Annotated in this window: 9 protein-coding genes; all 9 read left to right on the top strand. The window is 46.6% G+C overall.

Translation table 11 applies throughout. The annotated features are described in order from the left end of the window. Positions 1–103: 103 nt before the first annotated feature. Positions 104–1,519, top strand: a complete 1,416-nt coding sequence (locus tag RID09_RS11945) for an LCP family protein (protein WP_446336166.1) — start codon at positions 104–106, stop codon at positions 1,517–1,519. A gap of 576 nt (positions 1,520–2,095) precedes the next feature. Beyond that, positions 2,096–3,343: a DUF4912 domain-containing protein gene (locus RID09_RS11940; protein ID WP_446336165.1), complete on the top strand. Its 1,248-nt coding sequence runs from the start codon at positions 2,096–2,098 to the stop codon at positions 3,341–3,343. A gap of 146 nt (positions 3,344–3,489) precedes the next feature. Next, positions 3,490–4,056, top strand: a complete 567-nt coding sequence (locus RID09_RS11935; protein ID WP_446336164.1) for a CesT family type III secretion system chaperone — start codon at positions 3,490–3,492, stop codon at positions 4,054–4,056. Positions 4,057–4,391: 335 nt separating this feature from the next. Then, a complete protein-coding gene (locus RID09_RS11930; RefSeq protein ID WP_446336163.1) occupies positions 4,392–6,347 on the top strand; it encodes a ShlB/FhaC/HecB family hemolysin secretion/activation protein in 1,956 nt (651 codons plus the stop codon). An 84-nt stretch (positions 6,348–6,431) separates the two neighbouring features. Continuing rightward, positions 6,432–9,257: a cation-translocating P-type ATPase gene (locus RID09_RS11925; RefSeq protein WP_446336162.1), complete on the top strand. Its 2,826-nt coding sequence runs from the start codon at positions 6,432–6,434 to the stop codon at positions 9,255–9,257. Positions 9,258–9,645: 388 nt separating this feature from the next. Continuing rightward, positions 9,646–10,797, top strand: coding sequence for a DNA replication/repair protein RecF (gene recF, locus RID09_RS11920; protein ID WP_446336161.1), 1,152 nt, complete (start codon positions 9,646–9,648; stop codon positions 10,795–10,797). 491 nt (positions 10,798–11,288) lie between these two features. After that, positions 11,289–12,173, top strand: a complete 885-nt coding sequence (locus RID09_RS11915) for a pentapeptide repeat-containing protein (protein ID WP_446336160.1) — start codon at positions 11,289–11,291, stop codon at positions 12,171–12,173. A 202-nt stretch (positions 12,174–12,375) separates the two neighbouring features. After that, entirely contained in the window at positions 12,376–13,578 is a 1,203-nt protein-coding gene (locus RID09_RS11910) for a glycoside hydrolase family 10 protein (protein WP_446336159.1), read from the top strand. Positions 13,579–14,323: 745 nt separating this feature from the next. Next, positions 14,324–14,579 (top strand): DUF2887 domain-containing protein (locus RID09_RS11905; protein ID WP_446336158.1); only part of this gene is annotated, 256 nt, incomplete at its 3' end.

Genomic DNA, 14,579 nt, shown 5'->3' with positions numbered 1-14,579 from the left:
TGTCAAACGCTCATTATCAGACTCAGGGTAAGCAATGAGGGCATCGGCGTGTATCATCTGCTTAAACCCATCCTGATCGCTTATGTGTGTGTGAGGAAACCAAGTGCCAGCTCGAAAAACCTACGAACAACCCCGCCAAGGACAGAAAAAGAGGATTCAACCGCCGAAAAAGAAACCGACTAAAGCTAAACGAGGACATTGGCTTTGGCTATGGTTAGGCTTTACTGGCGTCGCCATGTTATCAGCAACAGCAGGGGCAATGCTTGCTGTTTCGCTATCGAGTATGCCTTTACTGCAAAGTCAACTGAATGCTGATGAGGCAGCCATCTTTAGCGACAAGGGTAGTATGACCCGCAATAGTATGCGATTACCCGAATTGACGCGACCTGTCAATATTTTGATTTTGGGGACTAAGGTTCTTACCTCTGACTTGGATCAACCTCTAGAGGAAGACTTGGGATACCATGCACTGGTAAATTCCTTTGATGGACTCTCCGACACCATGCTTTTGGCTCGGTTTGACCCCAGCCACCAAAAGTTAAAGGTTCTCTCCATTCCCCGCGATACCCAAACCTACGTTGAAGGGTATGGTGTGATCAAAATCAACGCCGCTAATTACCATGGTGGACCAGCTTTAACGGCAAAGGCAGCCAGTGATCTCCTTGACGGTGTAGGCATTGACCGTTATGTCCGAGTGAATGTACAAGGTGTGGAAAAGCTTGTGGATGCCCTAGGTGGGGTCACCGTGTATGTTCCCCAGGACATGAAGTATAAAGATGACTCTCAACACCTCTATATCGACCTTAAGCAAGGCAAACAGCATCTTAATGGCGATCAGGCAATGCAATTTTTGCGATTTCGCTATGACAAATATGGTGATGTGGGTCGAGTACAGCGCCAGCAAATACTAATGCGGGCATTGATAGAGCAAGCACTCAATCCAACAACGTTAGCCCGACTGCCCAAAATTTTATCGGTTATTCAGTCTCACATTGACACAAACTTAAGCGTTGAAGAATTAGTGGCTCTGATCGGATTTGCTGTCAATAGCAAACGTTCTGACGTACAAATGTTAATGGTTCCAGGTCGGTTTAACGGCACTGGAGAAAATGAAGTCAGTTATTGGTTGCCAAACCACCGACAGATTCGCCAAATGGTGGCTCAACATTTCGATCAAGGCTATAGCGAACTCTCCGATATTGACCCAGGTTATTTGCGGGTGGCGATTCAAGATAGTACTGATAATCCAGAAGCCGTTCAATCCCTAATCAGTACCCTAACAGAAGCAGGTTATCGAAATAATTATGTCGGCGAACCCTGGGCAGAACCCTTGCGCGTCACCCGCATCATTGCTCAACAAGGAGACGAAGCCACCGCTGCGGCTATCCGGGCTGATTTGGGATTTGGTGAGGTGCGGGTCGAGAGTACAGGTTCTCTTGCCTCCGATGTGACCATTCAGTTGGGTCAAGATTGGCTGGAACAGCAGGATTTCTCAGATGAGGGGTTTTTCAATTTCTAGGTAGTTATTTGTCATTTGTCATTTGTGAGGGAATAGGGAACACCTCGGCTTCGCTCGGTGTGTCATAGGGAATAGGGAATAGAAATTTTGTCCCTCTGCTCCCTCTGCTCCCTCTGCTCCCCCCGCTCCCTCTGCTCCCTCTGCTCCCCCAGCTCCCCTAAGCGATCCCCTTTGGCTAAAAATGTCATGGAATGTTGACATTGCGATCCCCGACAAGCTTGTAAATTCGTCAATTCTTGAAAATTGGCGTCTTGATCCCCTTGACCGTACCTAAGGCTTTTCTGTTACATAAATAAATAAAGCGATCCCAAAGAAATGCTGATTTGAGTATTTCTGTGATTCTTGGCACTAAGTGTTATCGGGAATAATCCCAACGTAAGCCTAAAGAGTAAGTCGTTCTGAGTTTGTAACTGCCCAAACGAAAGACGAATGCAATGCGTCACCGAGACTGACTTACTCCAAGGCGGTAGGAATCATCAACCTTTATCAAATGCGATGCTGTTCAACTATGAGTCCCATTTTTTGATTCATCAGGAGAGATACAACCTACCGTCCTAACAATTGGAGAGCATATTTATGGCAAAAGAACGCCCACCTTTAGAAGAGATGACCTTACGGCAACTGCGTAGAGTTGCGAGTGAGTATGGCATCTCACGATATAGCCGGATGCGTAAGGCGCAGTTGCTGGCAGAAATTCAAAAAGTCCAACATACCAAAATCTCACTCAGTCCAACTAGCACAGTGGAGGCACAACCAGAAGTGGAAGCATCTAAATTTGAACTCGGTCAAGAAGATCGCACAGGCGGTAATCTGGCATCTGTAGACGAAGGACTACCTGATTTACCCGCTGGTTATGGAGAAAGTCGGATCGTTCTCATGCCTCGCGATCCCCAATGGGCATATACCTACTGGGATATCCCTAACGACCACAAAGAAGACCTGCGGCGTCAGGGAGGACAGCAATTAGCCCTGCGAATTTATGATGTCACTGACATCAGCTTGGACTACCAGAGCCCCCACAGCATTCAGGAATATCCCTGCGACGAACTGGCACGGGAATGGTACCTACCCCTACCCGTTAGCGATCGCGACTACGTAGTAGATATTGGTTATCGTTGTGCCGATGGTCGCTGGTTAGTCCTAGCCCGTTCTAAACCCGTACATGTTCCCCCAGTTTATCCCAGCGACTGGATTGAAGACCAATTCATCACCGTTAACTGGGAAGAAGAACTCCAAGGCAAGACTGTATATGAGTTGGTGCCTCCCAGCAAGCGCCAACCTGTGACCGCAGAAGCCGGAGCCGAAAACCCCATCTACGACGAAATCTTTGGCATGGCAAAATCAGCCGAAGCTCAGCGCGTTGCTGGTTCTCTATTCGGCTCAATGCAGCATGTTCCCGGATCGATGGTTCCTTCTCAAGCCGTCAGTTCCTACATCTTCCCCTCTGGGGTAGGTATGTGGGCTGTACCTACTATGTCTGGCTTAACCATGTCTGGTGTCGGCATGTCCGGAGTTGGTATGTCCGGAGTTGGTATGTCACCCATTCGTCAACGTCAGTTCTGGTTGGTTGCCGATGCTGAATTAATTGTCTACGGTGCAACCGAACCGGATGCAACCGTAACCATTGGCGGGCGCCCGATTAAACTGAGCCCCGACGGAACCTTCCGCTTCCAAATGTCCTTCCAAGATGGTCTCATAGACTATCCCATCATGGCAGTGGCAGCCGATGGCGAACAAACTCGCTCGATTCAGATGAAGTTTACCCGCGAGACGCCCTCACGCAATACCAACACCAAAGAAGAAGCAGTTCCCGAATGGCTCTAAAGATTAAAGTGTGAACAACAAAAGATAACCAAGAAGTATCGTCAATCTTGCCACTTCACACTTCATCCCAAATCTTTTATATGGCTAAACGTGTCCCCTGGCAACTGTCGGGGGATTTTTTTACGGAATTCTCTCAAAAAAACAGCATGAAACCCGAAGAAATTACCATCAAGCTGGCAGAACTTTTTAATTCCAGGGCGGTTCAACAGGTAGAATCAGGGACGTGGCAGGTTGAAACACCTCAACTGAGAGTGTTAATCCTTCTGTCGTCAGACCAGTCTTGGTTAAGAATCTTGGTTCCCATCGCATCGGCTCAAGACGCCCAACCCTTTCTTGAACAGCTTCTCGAAGCCAATTTTGATGAAACTCAGGAAACTCGCTATGCCCTGAATCAAAATGCACTTTGGGGCGTCTTTCAGCATAAGCGGGAGACGCTTGATGCTGACGACTTTTGTGCTGCGGTTGTACGATTGGTTGGCTTATGTCAACAGGGTTTAGAGTCTAGCTTTGACCAGTTTGTAGACCGTAAAATTCGTCAAATCATTCGAGCGGCGAAGCAGCAAGGGCAATCTTTTGAAACAACCCTGCAAACCCTAGATCGCTTTTATCGGGAAGGGTTGATGGGTGATATGGAATCAAGAGAACAAACAGAAGAAGTATTGGCACAATGGCAACGGCGCTTAGAACGTCTTTGGTCAGAGATAGAACCTTGAGTTGGGGCATTCTTGTTGCCAAGTTCTCCAAGGTAGTGGGGTGAGAAACGGAAACCTCGTCTTTCCCAAGACGGGAGGGAACTGCCCCACCACCGTCAGTAGAGACGCACCAGGGCGCGTCTGTACATTGGTTATTGGTAAAAAACTGTGCGTACAAATGACATAGACGCGCAAGCGGCTTCTGCTTGGGTTAAACCCTCCTCGAAGAGTAGAGTAAGAAATCAGACGCGATATCCATGCGCTGGACTCTATAGTATGAGCTTAGGGGCAGTTATTCCAGAACAATTAGTCGCTGGAGGCGCTCAACGATGAAAGGGTCGGGGAGTAAGCTTTTAGTGAATATTTTTTTAAAGGGGCAGATTCTGGGGCAACTGACACCTGTTTGGGTGGGCATTATAGGTCTAAATGCGCCAATGGCATTGGGTACAACTCCAATGTCTGTGTCACAAGTGAGCCAGAACCCCCTCAATCTACCTAATCTGAGGGAACTCTCTCACCAGCAATTTCAGAAGGCACAGGGAACAGGGCAGATGGTAGAAGGTTCTCAGCAGGCAGAAGATGACTCTATGGCAGATGACAGATGGCTCAAAACTATTGTTGCCACAGATAACGCTTCCCTTGATGATATTCCGATCGCACAAACCCCACCCACGCCTCCAAACCCCGAAACAATCCAACCCAATCCGGATGATCGTTTTCCTCAACCCACTCCTACTCCTGAACCCTTACGTCCCGATGATTCCCCACCGTTGATCCAACCCGAACCCACTCCCTCTCGTCCCACGAGTCCCAACGTGGAGACTATTCAAATCGAGAAAATCAATGTTACAGGTAGCACCATCTTGGCACCAGAGGACTTCAATCCAATTGTGCAACCCTTGGAAGGACAGGCTGTTACCCTACAACAACTGCAACAGGTCGCCGATGCCATCACCCAACTTTATCTAAATCGCGGCTACATCACCTCAAGAGCCATTCTAGTAGACCAGGTTATTACCGATGGTATTGTGGAGATTTTTGTCCTGGAAGGAAGTCTGGAAGACATTAAAATTGAGGGAATTCGCCGCCTTAAACCCAGCTACATTCAGAATCGGATTCAGCTTGGTGTTAGCACACCCCTAAATACTGCTCGCCTAGAAGATAAATTGCGGCTACTGCGGGCTAATCCCTTGTTTGAGTCCGTAGAAGCGAGTCTTCGCGCTGGTAGTCAACGGGGAAAGAGTATTCTCATTGTTCGTGTCATCGAAGCCAATCCCTTTGAAGGGAGTGTGACTACTGATAACTATTCACCGCCGAGTGTCGGTTCAGAACGATTGGGTATAAACGGGCGCTATCGTAATCTTACAGGTTATGGGGATGAACTGACGGCTAGTTACTTCTATTCCACCACTGGCGGCTCAAAGGTGATTGATATGGGCTATCGTCTTCCCCTGAATCCGAAAAATGGCACCCTGCAAGTGCAAGCAAGCGTTGATCGCAATCAAGTGACTGACGAACGCTTTGCTCAATTCGATATTGAGGGAGAATCTGAACAGTATGAGATTAGTTTTCGTCAACCTTTAATTCGCACCTCCCGTGAAGAATTGGCTCTATCCCTGGGTTTTAGCTTTAGGGAAAGTCAGACGTTTTTATTGGGTATGCCTGCCCCTTTGAGTCCTGGTGCTGATGCCAATGGGATAACACGCACCAGTGTGATTCAATTTGGACAAGACTACCTACGCCGTGATCCTAGAGGAGCTTGGTCAGTGCGATCGCTCTTTAGTCTGGGTACAGGTTGGTTGGATGCTAACATCAATCCCGATCCCTTGCCTGATGGACGTTTTTTGGGCTGGCTGGGTCAGATACAACGAGTCCAAATTCTCAGTGGTAGCCATTTTTTAATTATGGGTGCTGATATTCAACTTACACCCAATACTCTTTTACCGTCTCAACAATTTGTCATTGGTGGCGCTCAATCCGTGCGAGGCTATCGACAGAATGCTCGAATCGGTGATAATGGCGTGCGATTATTTTTAGAAGACCGGATTACCCTAGAGCGAAACGCAGCTGGTGCGTCAACGTTCCAAATTGCGCCATTTTTTAACGCGGGTTGGGTGTGGAATCATCCCGATAATTTAAACCCTCTGCCTCAAGAGCAGTTTTTAGCCAGTTTGGGCATGGGGATACTTTGGCAACCGCTACCTGGATTAGATTTGCGCCTTGACTATGGAATCCCCTTAGTGGAACTCGAGGATCAGGGTCAGAATGCTCAAGATCAGGGGTTCCACTTTTCGGTTCGTTACCAGTTTTAAGGGAACAGGGAACAATTACCAATTACAGTCGTAGGCTGAAAAGACTATGATTGATTGGGTATCGTGTTTATGTAAACCTGCCCCGTGACTTCATCTCATCCTTCCCATTCCTTGCCTGATCCCTTAAATGCATGGCATACCCAATCCATAGAAGACTCGCTTGCCCAACTGGATATCAATCCACAGATGGGTTTGAGTGCTGAACAAGTCAGCCAGCGATCGCAATACTACGGATTGAATGAACTCGAAGAAACTGCTGGTCGCAGTACTTGGGCGATTCTTCTGGATCAGTTCACCAATATCATGCTAATCATGCTGATTGTGGTGGCAATCATCTCCGGAGTCATTGACCTGATCGATTGGCGACAAGGCGGGTTAGAGGAGGGTCAAGTTCCGTTTAAGGATACAATTGCGATTCTGTTAATCGTTATTCTTAACGGTGTCTTGGGCTATCTCCAAGAAAGTCGTGCCGAAAAAGCCCTCGCCGCCCTGAAAAATCTAGCCTCTCCCAAAGTCCGTGTCCTCCGCGATGGTAAACCCATGGAGGTGGATAGCAAACAGCTTGTCCCTGGAGACATTATGCTCCTCGAAGCCGGTGTGCAAGTTTCTGCTGATGGACGGTTAATCGAGCAATCCAACCTCCAGATACGGGAATCCGCCTTAACCGGAGAAGCAAACGCCGTTAATAAGCAAGCCACTGTTACCTTAGCTGAGGATACCCCCTTAGGCGATCGCATCAATTTAGTCTTTCAAGGTACCGAAGTCGTTCAAGGTCGAGGAACTGTCCTGGTTGCAGCCACAGGGATGAAGACGGAATTGGGACGCATCGCCGAAATGTTGCAAGGGGTGGAAAGCGAACCAACACCCCTGCAACAGCGGATGACCCAATTGGGGAATGTCTTAGTCAGTGGTTCTCTGATCCTAGTGGTGCTGGTTGTTGTTGGTGGCTTAATTCAAAGTGGCGGCGATTTAGGCGTTCTGCAACAACTGGTGGAAGTTTCCCTGAGTATGGCGGTAGCGGTTGTGCCAGAAGGCTTACCTGCGGTGATTACCGTCACCTTGGCATTGGGGACTCAACGGATGGTGCGTCGCCATGCTCTGATCCGTAAACTTCCAGCCGTGGAAACCTTAGGTAGTGTGACGACGATCTGTTCGGATAAAACCGGTACCCTGACTCAAAATAAGATGGTCGTGCAATGGGTCATCACTCCCCACCACACCTTCCAAGTCACGGGAGAAGGCTATGCGCCGAACGGGGAATTTCTGATCACCGAGACAGCCGTTTCTGCCCAAGAGTATCCCGAATTACAAGTATTACTTCAAGGTTGCGCTCTGTGTAATGATGCTATCTTGCAGTATGAACAGGATGATTGGTTGATTTTAGGAGACCCCACTGAAGGGGCATTAATTACCCTAGCCGGGAAGGGTGGTGTTGATAAAGAACCGTTGCGGCGTCAGTTTCCTCGGGTCGGTGAAATTCCCTTTTCCTCAGAGCGAAAGCGCATGAGTGTAATATGTCAAGGGTCAGATGGATCAGTGGCAACGAATGACGGACAAGGGACAACAGATAGCCCCTACATCATGTTTACCAAAGGTTCCCCTGAATTAGTCTTGGAACGGTGTCATTCTTTGCAGGCGGGTGATCACACTGAGGTGTTGACCGACGAGCAACGGACGCAAATCCTGCGGCACAATAATCAAATGGCTGGGGCGGGATTGCGGGTTTTGGGGTTTGCCTATAAGCCTCTGGAGGCTGCACCCAATGATGGGGTAGATGCTAGTGAAACGACTGAGCAAGAGTTAGTTTGGTTAGGGCTGGTGGGGATGTTAGATGCCCCCCGCCCAGAAGTTTTGGATGCTGTGCGACGCTGTCGGAATGCGGGTATCCGCCCGGTGATGATTACCGGAGATCATCAGCTTACGGCTCGCGCGATCGCTCATGCTTTGGGTATTGCGGATCAACATGATCGCGTTCTTACCGGTCAGGAGTTACAAAAGCTTTCTCAATCGGATCTGGATAACCAGGTGAAAGAGGTGAGCGTTTATGCTCGTGTTTCTCCAGAACATAAACTGCGGATTGTACAAGGGCTTCAGCGCCAAGGTGAATTCGTCGCCATGACCGGTGATGGAGTCAATGATGCTCCCGCTCTTAAGCAAGCGGATATCGGTATTGCGATGGGCATTACAGGCACAGATGTGAGTAAAGAAGCCAGTGATATGGTACTGCTGGATGATAACTTTGCCACGATTGTTGCCGCGACCGAAGAAGGTCGCACGGTTTATGATAATATCCGCCGCTTTATTCGCTATATCTTAGGTAGTAACATTGGTGAGGTGTTAACTATTGCCGCTGCACCGATTATGGGACTCCCAGATGTTCCCCTGTCGCCGTTACAAATTCTCTGGATGAACTTAGTGACTGACGGTTTACCCGCCCTAGCTTTAGCGGTAGAACCGGCTGAACCAGATGTGATGAAGCGTCCTCCGTTTAGTCCCCGTGAGAGTATTTTTGCCCGGGGGCTGGGTTTGTATATGGTTCGGATTGGGATTATTTTCGCCATTGTCACGATTATTTTAATGGCGCTGGCGTTTGACTATTTTCCACTCCACTGGAAAACAATGGTCTTTACCACGTTATGTCTCGCCCAGATGGGACACGCGATCGCGGTTCGTTCAAATACTCGTTTAACGATTGAGGTAAATCCTTTCTCGAATCCCTATTTAATCTGGGCAGTAACGGTTACGACTATCTTGCAACTGGCGTTGGTTTATGTGCCATTTTTGCAAAATTTCTTTGGTACAGAACCTCTCACGCTGACTGAACTGCTGATTTGCTTAGGGTTTAGTACGTCATTGTTTATTTGGGTTGAGTTGGAGAAGCTGTTTATTCGTTGGTACAAGAATCGGTAATTGGTCATTCGTTTATGTCATTCGTCATTAGGCTTCAACAACCCTGACTTAGCTAACGCTTGAAGTCAGGGATTGTCGGACAAACGACAATTAAACGTTGAATACCGCATAGAGTCTCGGTTTGGTACAGACACCCGGATGTTTCCCTAGTCCGGATTAAATCTAAAGCCTTTTGTCGGGCTGTTGTTAAGTCAAGACATCTTAACCGAGATGGCGGGAAGGGACATAGTGGTCAGTGGTCAGTGGTCAGTTATCAGTGGTCAGTAATTGGCTGATAACTGGTAACTGATAACTGGTAACTGATAACTGATAACTTAACACACAAAACTAGGTTTTTTGGGCGAAGTTAAAGGTTCCCCAATCACCAATCACCAGTTAACCATGATCAATGTACTTAAAACGCTTAAACTTGCGCCAGTTTCGGAATTACCGAGATTGCTTGGTTAATTTTGAGGCACCGAAAACTATTTTGGTGGGAAATAATGCTCAGGGGAAGTCTAATCTGCTAGAAGCGGTAGAATTACTCTCGACGCTGAGGAGTCATCGGTCAGTGCGCGATCGCGAATTGGTTCTAGAGGATGCCTCGATTGGTCAGATTCAGGCAATCTTGGAACGTGCTTATGGTTCTGTTGAACTGGGGTTAACTCTCCGCAGTCAGGGACGACGTACTGTGGCTCTCAATCGCGAATCCTTACGTCGCCAGCTTGATTTTTTGGGCATCTTGAATGCGGTACAGTTTTCTAGTCTGGATTTGGATTTAGTTCGCGGGAGTCCTGAGAGACGACGGAATTGGCTTGATTCGATTTTGACCCAACTCGAACCTGTTTATGCTTATATTTTGCAGCAATATAATCAAGTACTGCGCCAGCGCAACGCCTTGCTCAAAACCATGCGGAAGCAGCAGGAAGATGGGACAAAGAATGGGGTATTATCCTCAAAGCAGCCTCAGGCAGAACTGTCACTTTGGGATGCTCAACTGGCAACGGCGGGGTCGCGTGTGACTCGGCGTCGTGCTAGAGTACTACAACGATTAGCACCCCTTGCCCAATCTTGGCATGCCAGTATTAGTGGTAAAACAGAATTACTTGAGGTGACCTACGCGCCTAATGTCAACCTAGAAAAGGATGACCCAAAAGGTGTTCAGCAGGCATTTTTAGATAAACTCTACCATCGTCGTCTTCCAGAACAGCGTCAGGGGATAACCCTGGTTGGTCCACACCGAGATGATGTGGAATTTACAATTAACCAAACCCCTGCCCGTTCTTATGGTTCCCAAGGACAGCAACGGACGCTGGTTTTGGCACTAAAATTGGCAGAGTTAAAGTTAATTGAAGAGGTTGTGGGAGAACCTCCCCTATTATTACTTGATGATGTGTTGGCAGAACTTGATCCCAACCGCCAAAATCAGCTTTTGGATGCGATTCAAGATCGGTTTCAAACCCTGATTACAACGACTCACTTAGGCGCATTTGATTCCCAGTGGTTGAACTCCTCCCAAATTCTTTCGGTTCAAGCGGGTCAAATTCAACCGCTTGGTTAAATCTTATTTTTCAGTTGTTCTAAATATATATAGTTTTTGCCTGAGCGCTATATCAGCGAATGAGTTACAAGTTTAAACGTTAGTTGTATGACAAGTATTGCAGTGTAATCTAAATTGTTAGGAGTATAAGGTTGAGGCTTAACATCACTTAAAGCTTTGTTTAAGCTTGATAAAGAAGTCGGCGATTTTGCCTGAATTGCCATAGTCTCGCAGTATAATCTTTACTAGAAGCCTGACTTGATAATTTTTTTGAAGTTAAGGACGTTGAAAATTAGGCGCTTTACAGGGGTTTTTGCTATCAATCCCATCCTGCTTGCTGAAAGTGGGGAGCAAATTATACTACAGTTCAAGGGGATTGAGTATAAACGTAAATTTTTCCAAAGAAGGTTTATTTATTAACTATCAGGATTAAAGTAGAAAGAGAATCCTAGAAAAATTATGAATCCATTTAACCTTCCCCAAGTCATAAATACTTAGTGGACGTTGTAGCTATGAACGTTAGACAACTTCTCAAGCTGTACGAACAAGGAAATCGAGAATTTACGGGGATTGACCTCAGTGGGGCTAACCTCAGGGGAGTCATGTTAATCGGAGTGAACCTAAGCGGGGCAAATCTCAGAGGCGCTGATTTTACCAGAGCATTTTTACTCAAATCTGATTTGAGTGGCGCTCAGATGAATTGGGCTAATCTCAGTTATGTCAAAATGAGCGATGCCAAACTTGTTGACACTGATTTGACTAAAGCCAATATGAGCGGTGCCTTTATGGTGAAATCAAAGCTCACGGGTGCTAAACTCAGTGGGGCAATGTTGAGTGGGACGAACCTCAGACGCGCCAACTTATGGGGGGCAAATCTTTGCGGAGCGCAGTTAGAACGGGTGAATTTGCGGGATGCGAATTTAACCGGAGTGAATTTCAAATGGGCGAATTTATCTGAAGCAAGACTGATTGGTGCTAGAGTTTATGGGTCAGCGCTGAGTTTTGTCAATCTCAGCTATGCGTGGTTAAAAGATTTAGATTTAGCGGGCGCTGATTTAGAAGGGGTTAATTTCAGTGGAGCGAGATTAAGTCGGGCGAACTTAGAAGGTGCAAATTTGATTGCCGCTAATTTGGAATCGGCTAAACTAGATTGGGCGAATCTCCAAGGAGCAGATTTAACCGGTGCCAATCTAGCCGGAGCGAATCTAGAGAATGCTAATCTAACATGGGCAGTTCTCAGAAAAGTTGATTTGCTTGATGCCAATTTGAAAGGTGCAAAACTCTATGGTTTGGATATTAACGAAATGCAAGTGAGTAATGGGGTTGGATTTCAATCCAACAACCAAGAAGTTGGATTTCAATCCAGTAACCAATTTGCTTATTCAACGGCTGTGTGACAAAGCTAAAATTGTGGCATAGATAGGGTTCGTAGTAGGGGCTTTAGCCCTAGATTCCGTTGGGTTTCCTTTCGTTAATCCAACTTACTGACGTGACACAATTAAAATTGTGGCATAGATTTGATGGTTAAATCGGGCGCAAGCCTTGCGCCCCTACAGTGTCTGGATGTAAGGTTAATCCAATGACATAAACAAATGACGAATGACGAGTGACAAACGTCAAAGTAGATTCAGGGTTTTTCTCGCCTTAGGGCTGATATTGAGTATTGTCCTACTTGTTGCTAAATCAATTTTATTTTCCCCATCCTTAGCTCGTTCTCAAAGTCCGACAACAATCACGGAAATTAGAGGGGTTTGGTTGACGAATGTGGCGAGTGGTGTATTTTTTTCGCCTTGGGGAATTAACCGAGCGATCGCGCAATTGTCTCAACTAAACTTTAACACGATTTATCCGGTGGTTTGGAATCGGGGGCATACGTTTTATCCGAGTGCGGTGGCGAAACAAGAATCCCTGCTGACGATTATGCGACTCAACGGAGATGTTTTGGCTGAAATTGTACAGCAGGGACATCGCCAAGGATTACGGGTTATTCCCTGGTTCGAGTATGGATTTATGACGCCGATTTATTCTGAATTAGCGCGGCGTCATCCCACCTGGATAACTCAGAGTTTAACCCAAACAGAAGGCGCGATCGCACCAACTGCTGAGAAGCCCCAACTCTTATGGCTGAATCCTTTGCATCCAGAGGTACAACAGCTTATCCTCGATCTGATTAAGGAAGTGGTTAGCCAGTACGATGTGGATGGGATTCAGCTCGATGATCACTTCGGGATGCCTGTTGAATTGGGCTATGATCCCTATACCATTGAGCGTTATCAGCAAGAGCATTACGGGAATAGTCCCCCGAATTCGCCGTTCAATGGGGAATGGATGCGCTGGCGGGCGAATAAGATTAGTAAGTTTATGGGGGAAATTGTTCAGACGGTTAAATCGATTAAACCGGATTGTATCATTTCCCTATCACCTAATCCCCAAGCTTTTGCCTACAAACACTATCTGCAAGATTGGCAAACTTGGGTACAACGGGGTTGGGTTGATGAATTGGTGTTACAGGTTTATCGGGATGAATTAAGTAGTTTTGCGGCGGAACTCAATCAACCCGCAGTACGCATGGCGCGGCGGACAATTCCGGTAAGTGTGGGCATTTTGACGGGAACCTTACGTGATCCGATTCCCTTTGAGCAAATTCAAGCACAAGTTGAAGTCATTCGCGATCGCGCCTTTGATGGTGTATCCTTTTTTTACTGGGAAACCCTGTGGAGTTATTTAACACCGGAGTCCCCTCAACAACGGCGACGGGAATTTCGAGAATTATTTCCCTATCCGGCGATTATACCCAATTGACACCATTAATTTATCTGCGCCTCATTTCACCCAATCAATTATTGTAGGGGCGGGTAATGGGATTTAATTTCGATACCCACAGAACCGTTCTACAACACTTGGACAAAGCTAGACAAAATTGGATCTTGTTAGACATTATCCGGATTGCTTCCTGTTTCACTCGCTTCGGTGTCGGCACTCAACCAGTCCACAGGCTTAAAATCGGACGGAACTCGCCCTACTCAAGTCTAAATACGTCAGTAATTGTAGTAATTTGAGAAGCTTTGCTGCTTTAATCCGTTATTTTCAGCGCCATTAAGGTATGCTGGATTTCTCAACCGCCTGCCTTACAGGTGCGCTACTCTTAAAAGCTTTGTTACGGGGTCTCAAGCCCTAAGATTTTTAGCTTGGTTTTCGCTTGCGTTCATTATAACACAACAAAACCTGGACAAAATATCCAACAATGCCCAAAAGTGTCCAGCTTTTTAGTTACAGTTACTTCCCCTTAAAAACTAAACGATTTTGATAACAATTAAAACTGGCGTCGCGAACCCACAATTGAGCCAGCATTTTGGCTTATATTTCCCTTTATGACGGCGCTGTCGTTGTCGGGTAGGCATTGCCCACCTTACCTGAAAAGGGAATGCTAAAAAAAAGAATTCATCATATTCTGTTTAGTTTGTCAAGACAGTCATCATAGAAAAATTTTCCGTCAGAGATGGCACAGTAGCCCTTGTCAACTGTGTGATATTTGCCCCAGGAGCGCGTGAAAACCGACACGATTTTTTATAGCTTGTTTAAGGAGTTTCCCAGTATCTTCTTTGAGCTGATTAATCAAGCGCCAGAACAAGCCGCAAGTTATGAATTTACCTCCCGTGAAGTCAAACAACTGTCATTTAGACTAGATGGGTTGTTTTTTCCTAAGAACGAAACCCTAGACCAACCCTTTTATGTGGTTGAGGTTCAGTTTCAACGAGATGATAATTTATATTATCGTTTATTTACTGAACTGTTTATCTTTC

This window comes from Coleofasciculus sp. G1-WW12-02 (genome assembly GCF_040219735.1).
GTDB lineage: Bacteria > Cyanobacteriota > Cyanobacteriia > Cyanobacteriales > Coleofasciculaceae > Coleofasciculus.
The sequence above is the reverse complement of the archived record's forward strand: the minus strand, read 5'-3'. Positions and strand labels throughout refer to the sequence as shown.

Bases quoted from the DNA above. Each gene is read 5' to 3' on its own strand.
- recF (WP_446336161.1), top strand. From the start codon at position 9,646: ATGTACTTAAAACGCTTAAACTTGCGCCAGTTTCGGAATTACCGAGAT.
- RID09_RS11940 (WP_446336165.1), top strand. From the start codon at position 2,096: ATGGCAAAAGAACGCCCACCTTTAGAAGAGATGACCTTACGGCAACTG.
- RID09_RS11910 (WP_446336159.1), top strand. From the start codon at position 12,376: ATGACGAGTGACAAACGTCAAAGTAGATTCAGGGTTTTTCTCGCCTTA.
- RID09_RS11935 (WP_446336164.1), top strand. From the start codon at position 3,490: ATGAAACCCGAAGAAATTACCATCAAGCTGGCAGAACTTTTTAATTCC.
- RID09_RS11915 (WP_446336160.1), top strand. From the start codon at position 11,289: ATGAACGTTAGACAACTTCTCAAGCTGTACGAACAAGGAAATCGAGAA.